Source organism: Xenorhabdus vietnamensis (assembly GCF_002127535.1).
Classification (GTDB): Bacteria; Pseudomonadota; Gammaproteobacteria; order Enterobacterales; family Enterobacteriaceae; genus Xenorhabdus; species Xenorhabdus vietnamensis.
The window spans coordinates 46,363-61,606 of sequence record NZ_MUBJ01000019.1; the positions used below are offsets into that span (position 1 = coordinate 46,363).

Below are 15,244 nucleotides of genomic sequence, written 5' to 3' on the forward strand. Positions count from 1 at the left end.
ACGCCTCAATCAAAACAGTTAGCCGGATTATAGGGAGTATCTGGAATAAAAAAAGCCTGATGGTGAAATCAGGCTTTAAATTTAGAACACTTTGTCAGTTGGTTTTAACGGATATCAACACAATTCAGACAGTATGTATAGATATTCTGTGGATCATTCATTTTGTTATAAAATGCAGCTTGTTTTTCCATATCTAGGGCAACTTCTGCAAATGGAGCTGGCAACATTGACTGAAAGGTATTGGGTAGTAATGTTTGAGCTGACGACATTAGCCCCATCATGATTTGTTCAGAGAATGAAAGTTCAGGTTGCATCCAGTTCAGTGATACTTCTTTGATGCCTGCCAATGTAGCAGCTTTTTTAACGGCATCATCAAAATCACCCAATTGATCGACTAGACCATGTTTTTTAGCATCAGTACCACTCCAAACACGCCCTTGGGCAACATTGTTTACTTCGTCCAGAGATTTATTGCGGGCACTTGCAACCAGTTTTATAAACTTATGGTAACCATGCTCAATAGATAGCTGTAGTATATCCGAGAACTCCTGATTGATACCTTTGGTTGCAGAAATATCAGCCAATGGCGTTGTTGATACACCATCAGTATTGACGCCAATGTAATTAAGGCTCTTTTCAAGGGTCTGAATAACACCAAAAATACCAATAGAGCCTGTTAATGTGCTGGGATCAGCAATAATGTAGTTAGCTGGAGTGGATATCCAGTAACCGCCAGAAGCTGCTAATCCTCCCATTGAAACGACGATAGGTTTCGCTTTTTCTGTTTTGTCATTCCGGATAGCTGCCAACTCATTGCGAATAATTTCAGATGCACTGGCACTACCCCCCGGACTGTTTATTCGTAATACAATCGCTTTTATGTTGGGGTTATAGTGTGCTTGACGCAATTGTTCAACCACAGTATCGCTTCCAACAGTACCCGAAGAATGTTTACCGTCTAAAATTGTTCCTTCAACAACAATAACAGCAATGTTGCCTTCATTACTTATATCGTTTGGTGCTGGTTTTTGATCAATGTAGTCATAGATGCTGATGTGATTGAAATGTTTTTGTTCTTCATTCCAACCGAAATGATCCGTCATTTTCTTTTCAACGATATTGCGCGGTGCAATATAGTCCACTAACTTATTTTGATGTGCATACAGTGCTGCATCTCCGCCAACTTTACGGAATTTCTCAATAAAGTTTGTTGCCCCAGGGAAAACCTGATCGGTAGGAATATGTCTGTTAGTTGCAATAGTACTTAAATAATTGTTCCAAAGCTCGCTGAGCCAGAGGCTATCAGCTTCACGAGATTCTTTTGACATGTTATCACGTAACATGGGTTCAACTGCTGATTTATAGGTTCCCACCCGGAAAACATGGGTCGACACTTTCAACCTATCTAACAATGACTTGTAGTATAAATGGTTAGTTGAGAAGCCATGGATATTAACAGAGCCTGATGGAGATAGAAATATTTCATTGGCATAGCTGGCTAAATAGTACTGTGCTTGGCTGTAATTATCACCAATTGCATAAACAAGTTTACCAGTTGCTTTAAATTCGTTTATGGCTTTGCCAATATATCGCAGTGAAGCTTGATCAGTGCCGATGAAGTTATTCAGCTTTAATACCATGCCGGTAATTTTAGGATCGCTTTTTGCCCTACGAATGCTGTCAACAACGTCGAATACGGAGATATTTCTATAATGTTCATCGGATGAATCAAAAAGACTTTCTCCCAATTGTTTAACTGGGCTGGGGGGCGTTACTCTATCAAGAACGACGCCAGACAGGTTAACGTACAATGCCCCTTGGTGGCTTTTAACAGGTGTCGAGAGTGTTGAATAAACCATAAGTCCAAAAGGAACAACAATAATAATCAGCAGGATAAAAATGAGGTTGAAAATTAATACTCGAATGAAATTTAGAAGTTTCCAACTCCATTTTAAAAATGTTGCTATAAAATGCCATAAAGTACGCATATAGCCTCCGGTTATGGAATCTAAAGAGGGGCTATCCTAATCGGCTTTTTTACAAATGTCAGCTGAAAATACTCAGAGTGACATCAAAAAATGGAAAATATCTTACGTGCACTTTCATTCATAAGTAAATAAACAGAGAATGTTAGTTTGTGACAGATTATCTTATTTAGGAGAACATAATGAATGCTTTGGAACTTTTGTTAAATCGTCGTTCAGTTTCACGTTTAACAATTCCCGCTCCAGAAGGAAATGAGTTGCAGCATATTTTAGCAGCAGGGATGAGGGCACCTGATCATGGCGCTTTACGTCCTTGGCATTTTGTTGTGATGCAGGGAGAAGGTATTAATAAATTCAGTAAACTCCTCGAAAAAGCAGCAATTGAAGGGGAATTAGGGAAAGAGGTTGAAGAGAAAGCGAAAAACGCACCCTACCGAGCACCAATGATTGTTACAGTTATCTCCAAGGTGGTTGAACATGTGAAAGTTCCGGCATGGGAGCAAGTCGTTGCTGCAGGGTGTGCTGTTCACGCCATGCAGATGGCCGCAGTTGCCCAAGGTTTTGGTGGTATATGGCGTTCAGGTTCGTGGACAGAAGATCCAATCGTTAAGGCTGGTTTAGGCTGTGAGGAGAATGACAAAATTGTTGGATTCCTCTACTTGGGAACTCCGGAACTCAAGGCTCCTGCAAAAGTTTCAACACCAGATTTGACAAACTTTGTTAGTTATTTCTAACTGGAGCGACTAATGTCAACTGAAATCCGTCTGACTCAATACAGCCATGGTGCCGGATGTGGTTGCAAAATTTCGCCCAAAGTGCTGGAAACTATCTTGCACAGTGAACAGGCAAAATTTTTCGACCCTAATCTTCTGGTAGGTAATGAAACCCGTGATGACGCTGCTGTGTATGATATTGGTAATAACACAGGTATCATTAGCACTACAGATTTTTTTATGCCTATTGTTGATGATCCATTTGATTTTGGTCGTATTGCCGCCACTAATGCTATCAGCGACATTTATGCTATGGGTGGAAAGCCAATAATGGCAATTGCGATTTTGGGGTGGCCAATTAATAAGCTGGCTCCGGAAATTGCTCAAAAAGTCATTGAAGGAGGCCGATCTGTTTGCAAGGATGCGGGCATTTCTCTGGCGGGAGGGCATTCGATTGATGCACCAGAACCTATATTTGGTTTGGCAGTGACTGGTATCATCGATATTGAACGTGTTAAGCGTAATAATCAGGCAAAAGCGGGAAGCCTCCTGTTCCTGACCAAACCTTTAGGCGTTGGTGTATTGACTACAGCTGAAAAGAAAGGCTTGCTACAGCCTGAACATCAAGGTATTGCGAAAGAAATTATGTGCCAGCTGAATAACGCTGGGGCAGATTTTGCAGGAATTGACGGTGTTACAGCTATGACGGATGTAACAGGCTTTGGTCTGTTAGGGCATTTGAGCGAAATTTGTGAAGGTTCAGGCATTCAAGCTAAAGTTAAGTTTTCACAAATTCCGAGATTGCCGAATGTTGATGTTTATATCGAAAAAGGTTGCGTACCTGGTGGCACAGGACGCAACTTTGACAGTTATGGGCACTTAGTTGGAAAGATGACAACTCTTCAACGTCATCTTCTGTGTGACCCACAAACTTCGGGTGGTTTATTGCTGGCGATTTTGCCGGATGCCGTGGAAGAGGCGAAAGCCGTTGCACGAAGCCACGACATTAATTTTATTGCTATTGGTGAACTGACTGAGCCGTGCTCAAACAGGGCATTAATTGAAGTTCTTGAATAATTCCATGCGTCTTTTTATTGCAGAGAAGCCCAGCCTCGCGAGAGCCATAGCGGATATTTTACCAAAGCCACATCGACGTGGAGATGGGTTTATTGAATGCGGTAATAACCAGTTTGTGACTTGGTGTGTTGGTCACCTATTGGAGCAGGCTGAACCAGATGCCTACGATAGCCGCTATGCTCGTTGGGTATTGGCTGATTTACCGATCATTCCTGAAAAATGGCAGTTGAAACCACGGGCAGCCGTGGCTAAACAGCTCAATACCATTAAATCCCTGTTGGAAAGGGCGAACGAAATAGTCCATGCAGGTGACCCCGATCGCGAAGGGCAATTGCTGGTGGATGAAGTACTGGATTTTTTAGATTTAGACACTGAAAAAAAACAGAATGTCCAGCGCTGTCTGATTAATGACCTGAATCCTCAGGCAGTCACAAAAGCTGTTGAACGGCTGAGGAGCAATCGGGAATTTATCCCCTTGTGTGTTTCTGCTCTCGCCAGAGCTAGGGCAGACTGGCTTTATGGTATCAATATGACCCGTGCTTATACATTATTGGGCAAAAATGCGGGTTATCAGGGTGTATTATCGGTTGGGCGTGTCCAAACACCAATTTTAGGTTTGGTTGTGCGTCGTGATGAAGAGATAGAACATTTTGTGCCGAAAGACTTCTTTGAAGTCAAAGCTCATGTTGTTACCCCAAATGATGAGCGGTTTACAGCTTTATGGCAACCAAGTGAATCTTGCATTGATTTTCAGGACGAAGAAGGAAGAATTATTCACCGGCCATTGGCTGAACATGTTGTGGAGCGTATTACCGGACAACCAGCCTATGTTTCGGCTTATCAGGACAAGCGTGAATCAGAAACGGCACCATTGCCGTTTTCACTCTCATCTTTACAGATTGAAGCGGCCAAGCGTTTTGGTTTGAGTGCTCAGGATATACTTGATATCTGTCAGCGGCTTTACGAAACCCATAAATTGATCACCTATCCACGTTCTGATTGCCGTTACCTGCCAGAAGAACATTTTGTTGGGCATCATGCGGTCTTGAATGCTATTTCGGTCCATGCTGCACATTTGCTCCCACAGGATGCATTGGATGTGAAGAAAAAAAATCGCTGTTGGGATGATAAAAAGGTTGATGCCCATCATGCAATTGTTCCCACTGCGCGCAGTAGCCAAGTCAATTTAACAGAAAATGAAGGCCATATTTATGGCTTGATTGCCCGACAGTACCTGATGCAGTTTTTCCCTGATGCAGTTTTCAGAAAATGTACGATTGAACTTGATATTGCAGGTGGAAAATTTATTGCTAAAGCGCGTTTTCTGGCAGAAGCAGGTTGGAGAACTTTGCTTGGGAACAAGGAACGGGATGAGGAGAATGAAGGTACTCCATTGCCCGTTGTTGCTAAAGGAGATGAGTTGTTGTGTGAGAAGGGAGAAGTAGTGGAAAGGCAGACACAACCACCAAGGCCTTTCACCGATGCGACATTATTGTCTGCAATGACTGGTATAGCTCGATTTGTGCAGGATAAGGCCTTGAAAAAGGTGCTTCGTGCGACTGACGGCTTGGGTACAGAAGCGACTAGAGCAGGGATAATTGAACTACTATTCAAACGGGAATTTTTGTACAGAAAAGGACGCCATATTCATGCTACCCCGGCTGGTAGGGCATTGATCCATGTATTGCCGGATATGGCAGTATTACCGGATATGACCGCACATTGGGAATCTCGGTTGATGCAAATTAGCGAAAAACAATTTCGCTATCAGGATTTTATGTTGCCGCTTCAGGAAACATTGCAGCAATTAATCTGGCAGGCAAAACAGTATCGGAATCTGAAGGCTTTTAGGGACTTACCCCCTGTTCCCGCTAATGCCAAAAAAGGGCAAGGAAAGCAGGTAAAACCCAGTAGGAGTAGGGTAAAGAAAGATCAAACCAATCAGGCATAATCCGAAATAATGATACAGCACCATAATGGATGGTGCTGTGCTTCATAATGACTGGTTATATTTTAAACTCAGTCCAAACAGGGGCATGATCGGATGGCTTTTCCATGCTGCGAATAACGTAATCAATGCCAGAAGATATACATCTTTCTGCCAATGGATGGCTGGCAAGCAATAAATCAATACGCAATCCACGGTTATCATCAAATCCTTTCGAACGATAGTCGAACCAAGAAAATTGATCATTGGTTCCGGGGTGTTTTGCACGGAATGTATCAATGAACCCCCAATTTTTTAGGCGTTCCATCCATTCTCTCTCTTCTGGTAAAAAAGAGCACTTTCCAGTTTTCAGCCAGCGTTTTTGGTTATTTTCTCCGATACCAATATCAAGATCAGTTGGGCTGATATTCATGTCTCCCATAATCAGAATATATGACTTAGGAGAATGGTTAGTTTCTAGGTAGGACTGTAGATCCTGATAAAATTTTTCTTTTGCAGGAAATTTAATCGGGTGATCACGACTTTCTCCTTGAGGAAAATAGCCATTGATTACAGTTAATAAACCAAGAGGTGTCTCTATATCGGCCATAATAATGCGGCGCTGTGCATTTTCGTCGTCAGTAGGAAAACCTTTACGGACCTCTAATGGCTGTTGACGGGTCAACAGGGCGACACCGTAGTGTGATTTTTGACCATGATAAAAGACGTGGTAACCCAGTTTGTTCACTTCTTCCAGAGGAAACATTTCGTCATGAACTTTTATTTCTTGTAATCCGATAACATCAGGCTGGTGCTGTTCAATAATAGCAGCGAGTTGATGAGGGCGTGCTCTTAACCCATTAATATTGAATGATATAAATTTCATATCGTTATAATCACCTATAAAATATGCTTATTTTTAATGTTAACAGATATAAATAAAGATGTAACTATTTATTAAATAATAAATTTTATCAAACTATCTTGATAACTCTCTATTTTACTCCTATATATAATACTATATTGATTATAATACTCTCATTACCCAAAATTTAGAGTGTCGAATCGTTTTTATATATAATAAAAAACACAAAATTAAAAAGTGGCAAATTAATTATTAGATAACAGTCTATTAATTTTAATGTGCAATATTAAATTTCTGATATTATAATTTTCCGTTAGGGTTTTTATCCTTGGAATTTATTTTATGTCATGCGTTATAAAAATTAATTAATGAAAAAGTAGAAGAGTTAATCAATCTCTGATAGAAATTTGAACTTGTAGGTCATGGTTATATTTATTAATGGCTTACAATCACGGTGGAATATTCATCATGATATAGGTAAACAATATAGTTTATCTAAACCGCATTATTGCATCAGGGACTGGCATTTTATATAAATGTCATTTGAAAAATATCTGTTTTTATTGTACAAAATTATACCTTCATAATATCAAGTTTGATTTAGCGGTTACCTGATGAGAAGGCCATTTCAAGGATATTATTTTAGCCACAAGTTACATAGGAACGGTGAATTATGTTTTTTTCTCGTAAATTAGAAGCATTCATGGCGGTGGTGGAAATGGGTTCTTTAAGCAAGGCGGCAAGAGTGATGAACCGTACGACTCCCCCAGTCGCTAAATCAATTAAAGACTTTGAAGCGACGTTAGGAAAGCGCTTATTTAAAAGGGAGAAGTTTGGGATGATTCTGACCAAAGACGGAGTGGAGTTATATAATGACTTAAAAGAGCTCTATTTGAAAGAGAAAGAAATTACAAAGAAACACATCAGTGGGAGTATTTGTAATGTTGTAAATATATACCATGATTGGGGTAAGAAAAAGCATCTTATTTCGCTTTATAAAGCAGCGGACAGAAATAATGCTCAAGTTAATATATTACGCTTCAGTTATGATAACATTGATGAAATAGTTGATTATGAGGGTAATACAATAATTTTAACTTCAGAAAAAATACTTAGCGATAGATTCAGTCTTGTGCGGAAAATTGATGGACCAAATTTGGGGATCTGCTGCCGTAGAGAGTTATTGGATGAAGTAAATGGGGACTTTACTCAATTGCTGAAAAAGAGGACATGGTTGTGTGATCCAGTACTCTATAAAGGAAATTTAATAAAGAATTTGGAAGAGGAAATGATTAAAAATGGAGAAAAAGTTAATATTCGACAGATGGATAATATAGAATGTTGTCTCAACTTTATTCAGTCGACTGATTATATTTTTATTACAGATTCCCACTCCGGGGCATTGGAAGAGGGAGAAAGCCTAGGCTTCATTCCAATATCACGGCCTGATGCGGTTAATCAGTGTTATGTATACAAATCAAAATCTCATTCAAGCGTGTTAAATCGTTTCATCGATTCTGTCAGCGATATGGAATAACCGATTGCATAAGCGGAGCGAACTATTAGATTTCCTGCTCCGCTATTGATACTTGCCCACGAAAACATTGATTTGGTCGTTAATCTAAAATGCTTTGTTGAGCTGTTTTACTTCAAATATGTTTATTTTGAATAGGTTTTTAAACAGATTTTTTCAACAGATAGCGATGAGTTTCGGCGATTGATGTAAGCAATGGAATAATCGTTTATTGATTTTGTAATGCATTGAAAGCTTTGAATAGATTTTTGATAGTGGTGGGGAAGGGAGTTCGTCATTTCATTCCTCACCTTTGGTTTATGCAGGTATTGCAGTTTTAGGTGAGTTTTGCACGTCTTGTCCTTCCATCTATAAGTTGATATACCCTACCTTTTGATACATCTTACAGACTATTTACACCATAACTTTTTGTTTATAAAGGATATTTATTTATAAAGGATAAATGTGTTTTTTTGATTTGGAAATGAGAAAATGCGAATCTTTGATGGTGGTGGGGGAAGGATTCGAACCTTCGAAGTCTGTGACGGCAGATTTACAGTCTGCTCCCTTTGGCCGCTCGGGAACCCCACCAAATTTTTGAATTGCATGCTGTCGTTGTCAGCGGACGGCATAATACCAAATAAGCCGCCGCTGTAAAGTAGATAATTGAAAATAAAGTATCGAATGATTGTTTTTTGATCTTCCTGATTGGGTTGTGACCTATTGAATAATATCATCAATAGAAAGCTCCTATACTGATGGTTATATCTTCCACTATCAGGTATAGGCACAATACTTTATCACTTCATTTCTTATCAAAGAATGACAGTACGGTTACCATAGACAAAAACTCGTTGAGAGAACACCCAGTGTAATGCTTGGCTCAACACATTTTTCTCAACATCTCGTCCTGCACGCATCATCTCTTCAGCTGTATAGGTATGATCCACATTTATTACATCTTGAGTAATGATTGGCCCTTCATCCAAATTGTCATTTACATAATGAGCTGTTGCACCAATAATTTTCACACCACGCTCATAAGCTTGATGATAGGGGCGGGCACCAATAAATGCAGGTAAGAATGAGTGATGAATATTGATTATTTGATTTGGGTAATGTTGAACAAATGCTGGTGTTAAGACTCGCATATATTTTGCAAGCACAACATAGTCGGGCTTATATTGATCAATTTGGGCCATCAATGCTTCATCATGTTGTTCGCGGGTTAAACCTTCATGACTGATGTAATGGAATGGGATATCAAATTGTTCAACCAACTGTTGTAAAGTAGTATGGTTGCCGATGACAGCAGCAATTTCGACATCTAGGCCACCATAGGCACTTTTTACTAAAATATCGCCAATACAATGCGCTTCTTTTGTTATCATGATAACGATACGACGTCGCCCTGCTGTATTTAATTCACGGCTTGATCCCGCAGGTAGAGCATCATCTAAATCGGCTAGAAGGGTTTCATCATTAAAAATTCCTTCCAGTTCTGTACGCATAAAAAATCGTCCAGTACGATGATCAACAAATTCATTATTTTGAACGATGTTTAATTGATGCTTGTAACAAATATTTGTGATTTTTGCGATTAATCCTTTGGAATCAGGACAAATTGTACGCAAGATTTTTTTTTGTATGTTTGTGTTTTGCATAGATTATGAAATCCTCAACTATTCTTCACTGTGTGTGAATTGTTATGTTTGATGTTTAGATGCTGATTTAATCACAGCACTTCTTATATTTTTTGCCTGAACCACATGGACAAGGGCTATTTCGGCCTACTTGAGGACGAACTCCATCTATGTAAAACCAACGTTGGTCAATGCGCAAAAAACGTGAGCGCTCATGAATCAATTGTCTATCTTGCTTTCCTTGTTCAATAAAGCAAGCTGAAAATTCGACATAGGCTTCGTTATTCTGTTTCTCCTGATTAGTTTCCAAGACATTTAATCCCAGCCATTGTACACCAACAAAACTTTGTTCTATTTCTGCACGCCAATTTTCAGCCTGACAATCTGGATGCCAGGTAGCGATAAGATAATCTGAATTTTGTGTGACGTAAGCACTATATCTGGAACGCATCAAGGATTCAGCATTCGGGGCAGAGTGATGGCTTTCGAGATAGGGGCTACAGCAAAGGGCGAAAGATGAGCCACTGCCGCAGGGACACATTTTTGTCAAAATAACTCCAGTTATTTAAAGTGGTTGCTGCTAGTACCAGCGGTATTGCAAAGATATGTAAGAGTATAAATAGTACAGATTTATTAGGCTATCATCGTTTGATAATACTCGAATATAGGTAAGGCTCGCAATGTTTGGAAAAAAGGCCGCTGATGGCTGAGAAATATATAACTATCTCTATCATTATTGTTTTTTCTACAAATGAAGTGATGGAGATAGATTGCGTACTGAATTTTGGTACGGAAGATAATGACATCATTTCCGCGCTATTATTAAACGTGATTTTTAACAGCCTCTTGAAACATTACGATTTTTATAAGGAAGATAACATGCAGGGCACATGATTAGCGGACTGAACAACTATTGAGTAATTAGACGGTTTCTGAATCTCTTCCATTACTATTGGTTTACTATTACACATGTAATAAGACCATTTCATCAATAATTTTATAATTATTAAGCCTCATTTTATGGTGATGTATGACATCTAATCATTGAAATGTGATTAAAAGCCAGCGCACTGTATATCTGGTGGAATTAACTGGTATACTCGTGCGCGTTATTTTTTGGCGAGTGCGATTTTCTTCACACAGACGATTTTTTCCGAGAGTTAATGCTATTGTTTAAGCTGTAAAGGCCTTTTCAGTGAAAACATAGCAGTAGGAGACGATGTAATGTCAGTAATTAATAAAAAGATAAAAAAAGCTGTTATACCCGTTGCTGGTTTGGGAACCCGGATGTTGCCAGCCACCAAAGCCATTCCGAAAGAAATGCTCCCCTTGGTGGATAAGCCGCTTATTCAATATGTCGTCAATGAATGTATCAAGGCTGGAATTAATGAGATCATTCTGGTCACTCATTCATCCAAAAATTCGATAGAAAACCATTTTGATACTAGCTTTGAGTTAGAAGCGATTCTCGAGCAAAGAGTTAAGCGCCAATTATTGGATGAAGTACAGTCTATCTGCCCAAATCATGTAACAATCATGCAAACTCGTCAAGGGATTGCAAAAGGATTGGGACATGCCGTGTTATGTGCTAAGCCACTTATTGGTGATGAGCCTTTTGCTGTTATTCTACCTGACGTTATTTTGGATGAGTACAGCACTGATTTATCAAAATATAATTTGAGCGAAATGCTGTCTCGCTTTAACAGCAGTGGCGTAAGCCAGATCCTAGTTGAACCTGTTCCTGTAGAAAGTGTTTCGGATTATGGCATTGTTGATTGCTTGGGTGAAGAGTTACAGCCAGGTGATAGCAAACCTATTGCCCGTGTTGTTGAAAAACCAAAACCAGAAGAAGCACCATCGAATCTTTCTATTGTTGGTCGTTATGTCTTATCCGAAAAAATTTGGCCATTATTGGCGAAAACTGCACCAGGGGCAGGAGATGAAATACAATTGACAGATGCCATTGCCATGCTGATAAAAAAAGAATCTGTTGAGGCTTATCACTTACAGGGGCGTAGCCATGATTGTGGCAATAAATTGGGCTATATGCAGGCATTTGTCGAATATGGCATGAGACATAAGGAATTGGGCAGATCATTCACGGATTGGATCATGACCTTGCAAAATCAGATTGAAAAATAATCTATTAGTAATTTAAGGTGTGATATGAAAGTTACTGTATTTGGTATTGGCTATGTAGGTTTAGTACAAGCAACCGTATTTGCTGAAGTTGGGCATGATGTACTTTGTGTTGATATTGATGCAAAAAAAGTCGAGAACCTGAAAAATGGTCAAATTCCTATTTTTGAGCCGGGTTTAACGTCTTTAGTAAAGAAAAATCATGCTGAAGGACGGCTGAATTTTACAACGGATGCCAAAGCCGGTATTGCTCATGGCAAATTACAGTTTATTGCAGTAGGAACACCTCCTGATGAAGATGGCTCTGCTGATCTTAAGTATGTCACTGCTGTAGCCCGCACCATTGCAGAAAATATGGATGGTTACAAAGTCATTGTTGATAAATCAACTGTGCCAGTAGGTACAGCTGATAAAGTCCGGGCAGTAATGCAGGCAACTTTAGCGGAGCGCAATATAGAGTTTCCGTTTGATGTTGTCTCCAATCCTGAATTTTTGAAGGAAGGAGCTGCTGTTGCTGATTGTATGCGTCCTGAGCGTATTATTATTGGCTGTGATAATGACAATGTAGTTGATGTAATGCGTGAATTGTATGAGCCGTTTAATCGTAATCATGACCGAATGATAGTCATGGATATCCGCAGTGCCGAATTGACTAAGTATGCCGCTAACTGCATGTTGGCGACAAAAATCAGTTTCATGAATGAAATTGCTAATTTGGCTGAAATTCTGGGAGCGGACATTGAGAATGTACGTCAGGGAATTGGTTCCGACTCACGAATCGGATATCACTTTATTTATCCTGGATGTGGATATGGTGGTTCATGTTTCCCTAAAGATGTTCAGGCACTGATCCGGACTTCTGAGCAAATTGGATATATACCCAAAATTCTTCAGGCAGTTGAGCAGGTTAACGAGAAACAGAAAAGTAAATTACCTACTTTTGTTAAACATCATTTTGGTAATGATTTATCGGGCAAAACATTTGCTATTTGGGGATTGTCATTTAAACCTAATACAGATGATATGCGTGAAGCATCAAGCCGAGTATTGATGGAAACGTTATGGGAATGTGGCGCTAAAGTTCAGGCATATGATCCTGAAGCTATGCAGGAAGCTCAACGTATTTATGGGCAGCGTGATGATCTCTCTTTAATGGGAACAAAAGAAGCAGCACTAAAAGGTGCTGATGCTTTGATTATCTGTACAGAATGGCAAAACTTCAGAGCACCTGATTTTGATGTAATTAAGGATTCATTAAAAACACCTGTGATTTTTGATGGACGCAATCTTTATGATCCAGAACGTCTGCAATCACGTGATATTATATACTATGGTATTGGTCGCGGCGCCTCAATCAAACCAGTCATTTGAGTTAATATATGAAATTTTTAGTTACAGGTTCTGCTGGTTTTATTGGTTTTCATGTTAGTCAACGGTTATTGAATATGGGGCATGAGGTTATCGGTATTGATAACCTCAATGATTATTATGATGTTAATTTGAAACAGGCGAGATTAAATTTATTACTCCCTCATTCAAACTTTAAATTTGAAAAATTAGATCTGGCTGACAGGGTAGCAATACCTGAATTGTTTACTAAACATCAATTTCAGCGGGTGATCCATTTAGGTGCTCAGCCGGGCGTACGTTATTCAATACAAAACCCCATGGCATATATAGATGCCAATATCGTCGGTCATATCAATATTCTTGAAGGTTGCCGCCATCATTGTGTAGAGCATCTATTATATGCCTCTTCCAGTTCAGTATATGGATTAAATAAAAAGCAACCTTTTTCTACCGATGACTCTGTTGATCATCCTGTTTCTTTATATGCAGCAACGAAAAAAGCTGATGAGTTAATGTCTCACAGCTATTCACACCTTTATCAACTCCCTACGACAGGGTTGAGATTTTTTACCGTATATGGGCCGTGGGGACGTCCTGATATGGCTTTATTTAAATTTACTAAAGCTATGTTAGAAGGTAAGTCGATTGATGTTTATAATCATGGCAATATGGTGAGGGATTTCACATATATTGATGACATTGTTGAATCAATAATCAGATTGCAGGATATCATTCCTACTCCCAATAAAGATTGGTTGGTTGAAGATGGACAGGTATCTGCCAGTTCTGCACCATATCGAGTTTACAATATTGGTAATGGGCAGCCGACAAAACTGGGTGATTTTATTGAAGCTATTGAAACCTCATTAGGGATTGAGGCAAAGATAAACTTTATGGAAATTCAAGATGGCGATGTGTTATCAACATGTGCAGATTCAAGCGCACTTTACAATAAGATTGGCTTTTCACCTAACACTCAGGTAAAGGAAGGAGTGCAGCGGTTTGTCGATTGGTATTTGGGCTTTTATCAGAAGTAGATATAGTAAAAATAGAAAAAGGAGCAATTAGCTCCTTTTTTATAAGATTATGTTAATAAAAAACTAGGTTAGTGTTAAATTCTTTTTATCACATCGAGAATATGAAGCCGACATAGTCGTTAATATAACTCTTTGTGTTTTTACATCAGCCCGTAATTAACCTAGCTAGTTATATTAATCATAAAACAAAAATACCCTTGATAGGGTATTTTTGTGAGTAAGCTTACAAAATAACTGATTAGATAAGAAAATCTTCCAGTTTTTTGCCTTCATCAATCGCTTTTTTGATTACTGCTGGTGTACGGCCTTGGCCTGTCCAGGTTTTAGTTTCACCTTCATCAAAGTATGAATATTTAGCTGGACGTGCAGCACGTTTAGATTTACCAGTAGATTTACCACTTAAAGCATCTACTAAATCGCTTAATTCAATACCATCTTTCTCCAACATTTCACGGTATTCTTGAACCTTACGTGTACGCTCTTCTATTTGTGCACGAGCCTGACTGTCTTCATCACGACGTTCTTCAACAACAGTCGTAAGTTTTTCCAGCATTTCTTCTAAAGTACTAAGTTCACATTCTCTTGCTTGCGCGCGCAAAGTACGGATGTTATTTAAGGATTTTAAATTCTCGCTCATTGTCCTGGTCTCAAATTATAATGATGATGGCTGATGTAGGGATAATAATAGAATGCTATTTTATTTTCTGCAATAGTGAATTTACTTTCTCAGGCTAAAACATATCATTTTAAAATGCAATTTTTTTGATAATCGATATATTGTGTTTTAATCCTGCTATTGTGATTACCATTTTTCAATAAGCATAAAGGGAGCTTACTGTAAAGTTTAGTAAGGGATAAACCATAAGGTATAAAACTAATTTCTAGTCAATCAGTAAGGAATGTTAACTGTTTAACTAGAAATAAGCTAAAAATTAAGTGTGATACGAAAGTTTTTTTATGGGTAATCCATTAGTTATGATTATAGTGTGTGAATT

12 protein-coding genes and 1 tRNA gene are annotated in these 15,244 nt (G+C 38.9%); 7 read left to right on the top strand and 6 right to left on the bottom strand.

The annotated features are described in order from the left end of the window. Positions 1–104 precede the first annotated feature (104 nt). Positions 105–1,988 (bottom strand): signal peptide peptidase SppA, encoded by a 1,884-nt coding sequence (sppA, locus tag Xvie_RS15120; protein ID WP_086110087.1) that lies wholly within the window; start codon positions 1,986–1,988, stop codon positions 105–107. A gap of 179 nt (positions 1,989–2,167) precedes the next feature. On the opposite strand from sppA, the gene Xvie_RS15125 reads away from it, so the two are divergent. The 3 genes from Xvie_RS15125 to Xvie_RS15135 are packed head-to-tail and all read left to right on the top strand — an operon-like array spanning position 2,168 to position 5,726. Continuing rightward, positions 2,168–2,719 carry an NAD(P)H nitroreductase gene (locus tag Xvie_RS15125; protein ID WP_086110088.1) on the top strand — a complete coding sequence of 184 codons (552 nt, stop codon included), beginning with the start codon at positions 2,168–2,170 and terminating at the stop codon, positions 2,717–2,719. A 12-nt stretch (positions 2,720–2,731) separates the two neighbouring features. Next, positions 2,732–3,775: a selenide, water dikinase SelD gene (selD, locus tag Xvie_RS15130; RefSeq protein ID WP_086110089.1), complete on the top strand. Its 1,044-nt coding sequence runs from the start codon at positions 2,732–2,734 to the stop codon at positions 3,773–3,775. Positions 3,776–3,779: 4 nt separating this feature from the next. After that, positions 3,780–5,726 carry a DNA topoisomerase III gene (locus Xvie_RS15135; protein ID WP_086110124.1) on the top strand — a complete coding sequence of 649 codons (1,947 nt, stop codon included), beginning with the start codon at positions 3,780–3,782 and terminating at the stop codon, positions 5,724–5,726. A gap of 55 nt (positions 5,727–5,781) precedes the next feature. On the opposite strand, the gene xthA is transcribed toward Xvie_RS15135, so the two are convergent. Next, complete coding sequence (gene xthA / locus Xvie_RS15140; protein ID WP_086110090.1) at positions 5,782–6,588, bottom strand: exodeoxyribonuclease III; 807 nt, start codon at positions 6,586–6,588, stop codon at positions 5,782–5,784. Positions 6,589–7,240: 652 nt separating this feature from the next. Between xthA and Xvie_RS15145 the strand changes: the two genes are divergently transcribed. Further along, positions 7,241–8,104 (top strand): helix-turn-helix domain-containing protein, encoded by an 864-nt coding sequence (locus Xvie_RS15145; protein WP_086110091.1) that lies wholly within the window; start codon positions 7,241–7,243, stop codon positions 8,102–8,104. A gap of 482 nt (positions 8,105–8,586) precedes the next feature. Here the strand turns inward: Xvie_RS15145 and Xvie_RS15150 are convergent. From Xvie_RS15150 to Xvie_RS15160, 3 genes are all read right to left on the bottom strand, one after another. Further along, positions 8,587–8,671, bottom strand: a tRNA-Tyr gene (locus Xvie_RS15150). A 224-nt stretch (positions 8,672–8,895) separates the two neighbouring features. Further along, the gene (purU, locus tag Xvie_RS15155; protein ID WP_086110092.1) at positions 8,896–9,744 is read right to left on the bottom strand and encodes a formyltetrahydrofolate deformylase; all 849 of its coding nucleotides are present in this window, start codon (positions 9,742–9,744) and stop codon (positions 8,896–8,898) included. 67 nt (positions 9,745–9,811) lie between these two features. Further along, positions 9,812–10,273 (bottom strand): YchJ family protein, encoded by a 462-nt coding sequence (locus tag Xvie_RS15160; RefSeq protein WP_244175673.1) that lies wholly within the window; start codon positions 10,271–10,273, stop codon positions 9,812–9,814. A 674-nt stretch (positions 10,274–10,947) separates the two neighbouring features. Between Xvie_RS15160 and galU the strand changes: the two genes are divergently transcribed. The 3 genes from galU to Xvie_RS15180 are packed head-to-tail and all read left to right on the top strand — an operon-like array spanning position 10,948 to position 14,249. After that, positions 10,948–11,865 (top strand): UTP--glucose-1-phosphate uridylyltransferase GalU, encoded by a 918-nt coding sequence (galU, locus tag Xvie_RS15170; RefSeq protein ID WP_086110095.1) that lies wholly within the window; start codon positions 10,948–10,950, stop codon positions 11,863–11,865. 24 nt (positions 11,866–11,889) lie between these two features. After that, complete coding sequence (locus Xvie_RS15175) at positions 11,890–13,233, top strand: UDP-glucose dehydrogenase family protein (RefSeq protein WP_086110096.1); 1,344 nt, start codon at positions 11,890–11,892, stop codon at positions 13,231–13,233. A gap of 8 nt (positions 13,234–13,241) precedes the next feature. Continuing rightward, positions 13,242–14,249 carry an NAD-dependent epimerase gene (locus Xvie_RS15180; protein ID WP_086110097.1) on the top strand — a complete coding sequence of 336 codons (1,008 nt, stop codon included), beginning with the start codon at positions 13,242–13,244 and terminating at the stop codon, positions 14,247–14,249. Between the two features lie 238 nt (positions 14,250–14,487). Here Xvie_RS15180 and Xvie_RS15185 read toward each other — a convergent pair whose 3' ends face one another. Further along, a complete protein-coding gene (locus tag Xvie_RS15185; protein WP_086110098.1) occupies positions 14,488–14,886 on the bottom strand; it encodes an H-NS family histone-like protein in 399 nt (132 codons plus the stop codon). Positions 14,887–15,244 lie beyond the last annotated feature (358 nt).

What these genes read in the sequence shown, in the direction of transcription:
- sppA (WP_086110087.1), bottom strand. Translation starts at nt 1,988, where the DNA reads ATGCGTACTTTATGGCATTTTATAGCAACATTTTTAAAATGGAGTTGG.
- Xvie_RS15125 (WP_086110088.1), top strand. Translation starts at nt 2,168, where the DNA reads ATGAATGCTTTGGAACTTTTGTTAAATCGTCGTTCAGTTTCACGTTTA.
- selD (WP_086110089.1), top strand. Translation starts at nt 2,732, where the DNA reads ATGTCAACTGAAATCCGTCTGACTCAATACAGCCATGGTGCCGGATGT.
- Xvie_RS15135 (WP_086110124.1), top strand. Translation starts at nt 3,780, where the DNA reads ATGCGTCTTTTTATTGCAGAGAAGCCCAGCCTCGCGAGAGCCATAGCG.
- xthA (WP_086110090.1), bottom strand. Translation starts at nt 6,588, where the DNA reads ATGAAATTTATATCATTCAATATTAATGGGTTAAGAGCACGCCCTCAT.
- Xvie_RS15145 (WP_086110091.1), top strand. Translation starts at nt 7,241, where the DNA reads ATGTTTTTTTCTCGTAAATTAGAAGCATTCATGGCGGTGGTGGAAATG.
- purU (WP_086110092.1), bottom strand. Translation starts at nt 9,744, where the DNA reads ATGCAAAACACAAACATACAAAAAAAAATCTTGCGTACAATTTGTCCT.
- galU (WP_086110095.1), top strand. Translation starts at nt 10,948, where the DNA reads ATGTCAGTAATTAATAAAAAGATAAAAAAAGCTGTTATACCCGTTGCT.
- Xvie_RS15175 (WP_086110096.1), top strand. Translation starts at nt 11,890, where the DNA reads ATGAAAGTTACTGTATTTGGTATTGGCTATGTAGGTTTAGTACAAGCA.
- Xvie_RS15180 (WP_086110097.1), top strand. Translation starts at nt 13,242, where the DNA reads ATGAAATTTTTAGTTACAGGTTCTGCTGGTTTTATTGGTTTTCATGTT.
- Xvie_RS15185 (WP_086110098.1), bottom strand. Translation starts at nt 14,886, where the DNA reads ATGAGCGAGAATTTAAAATCCTTAAATAACATCCGTACTTTGCGCGCG.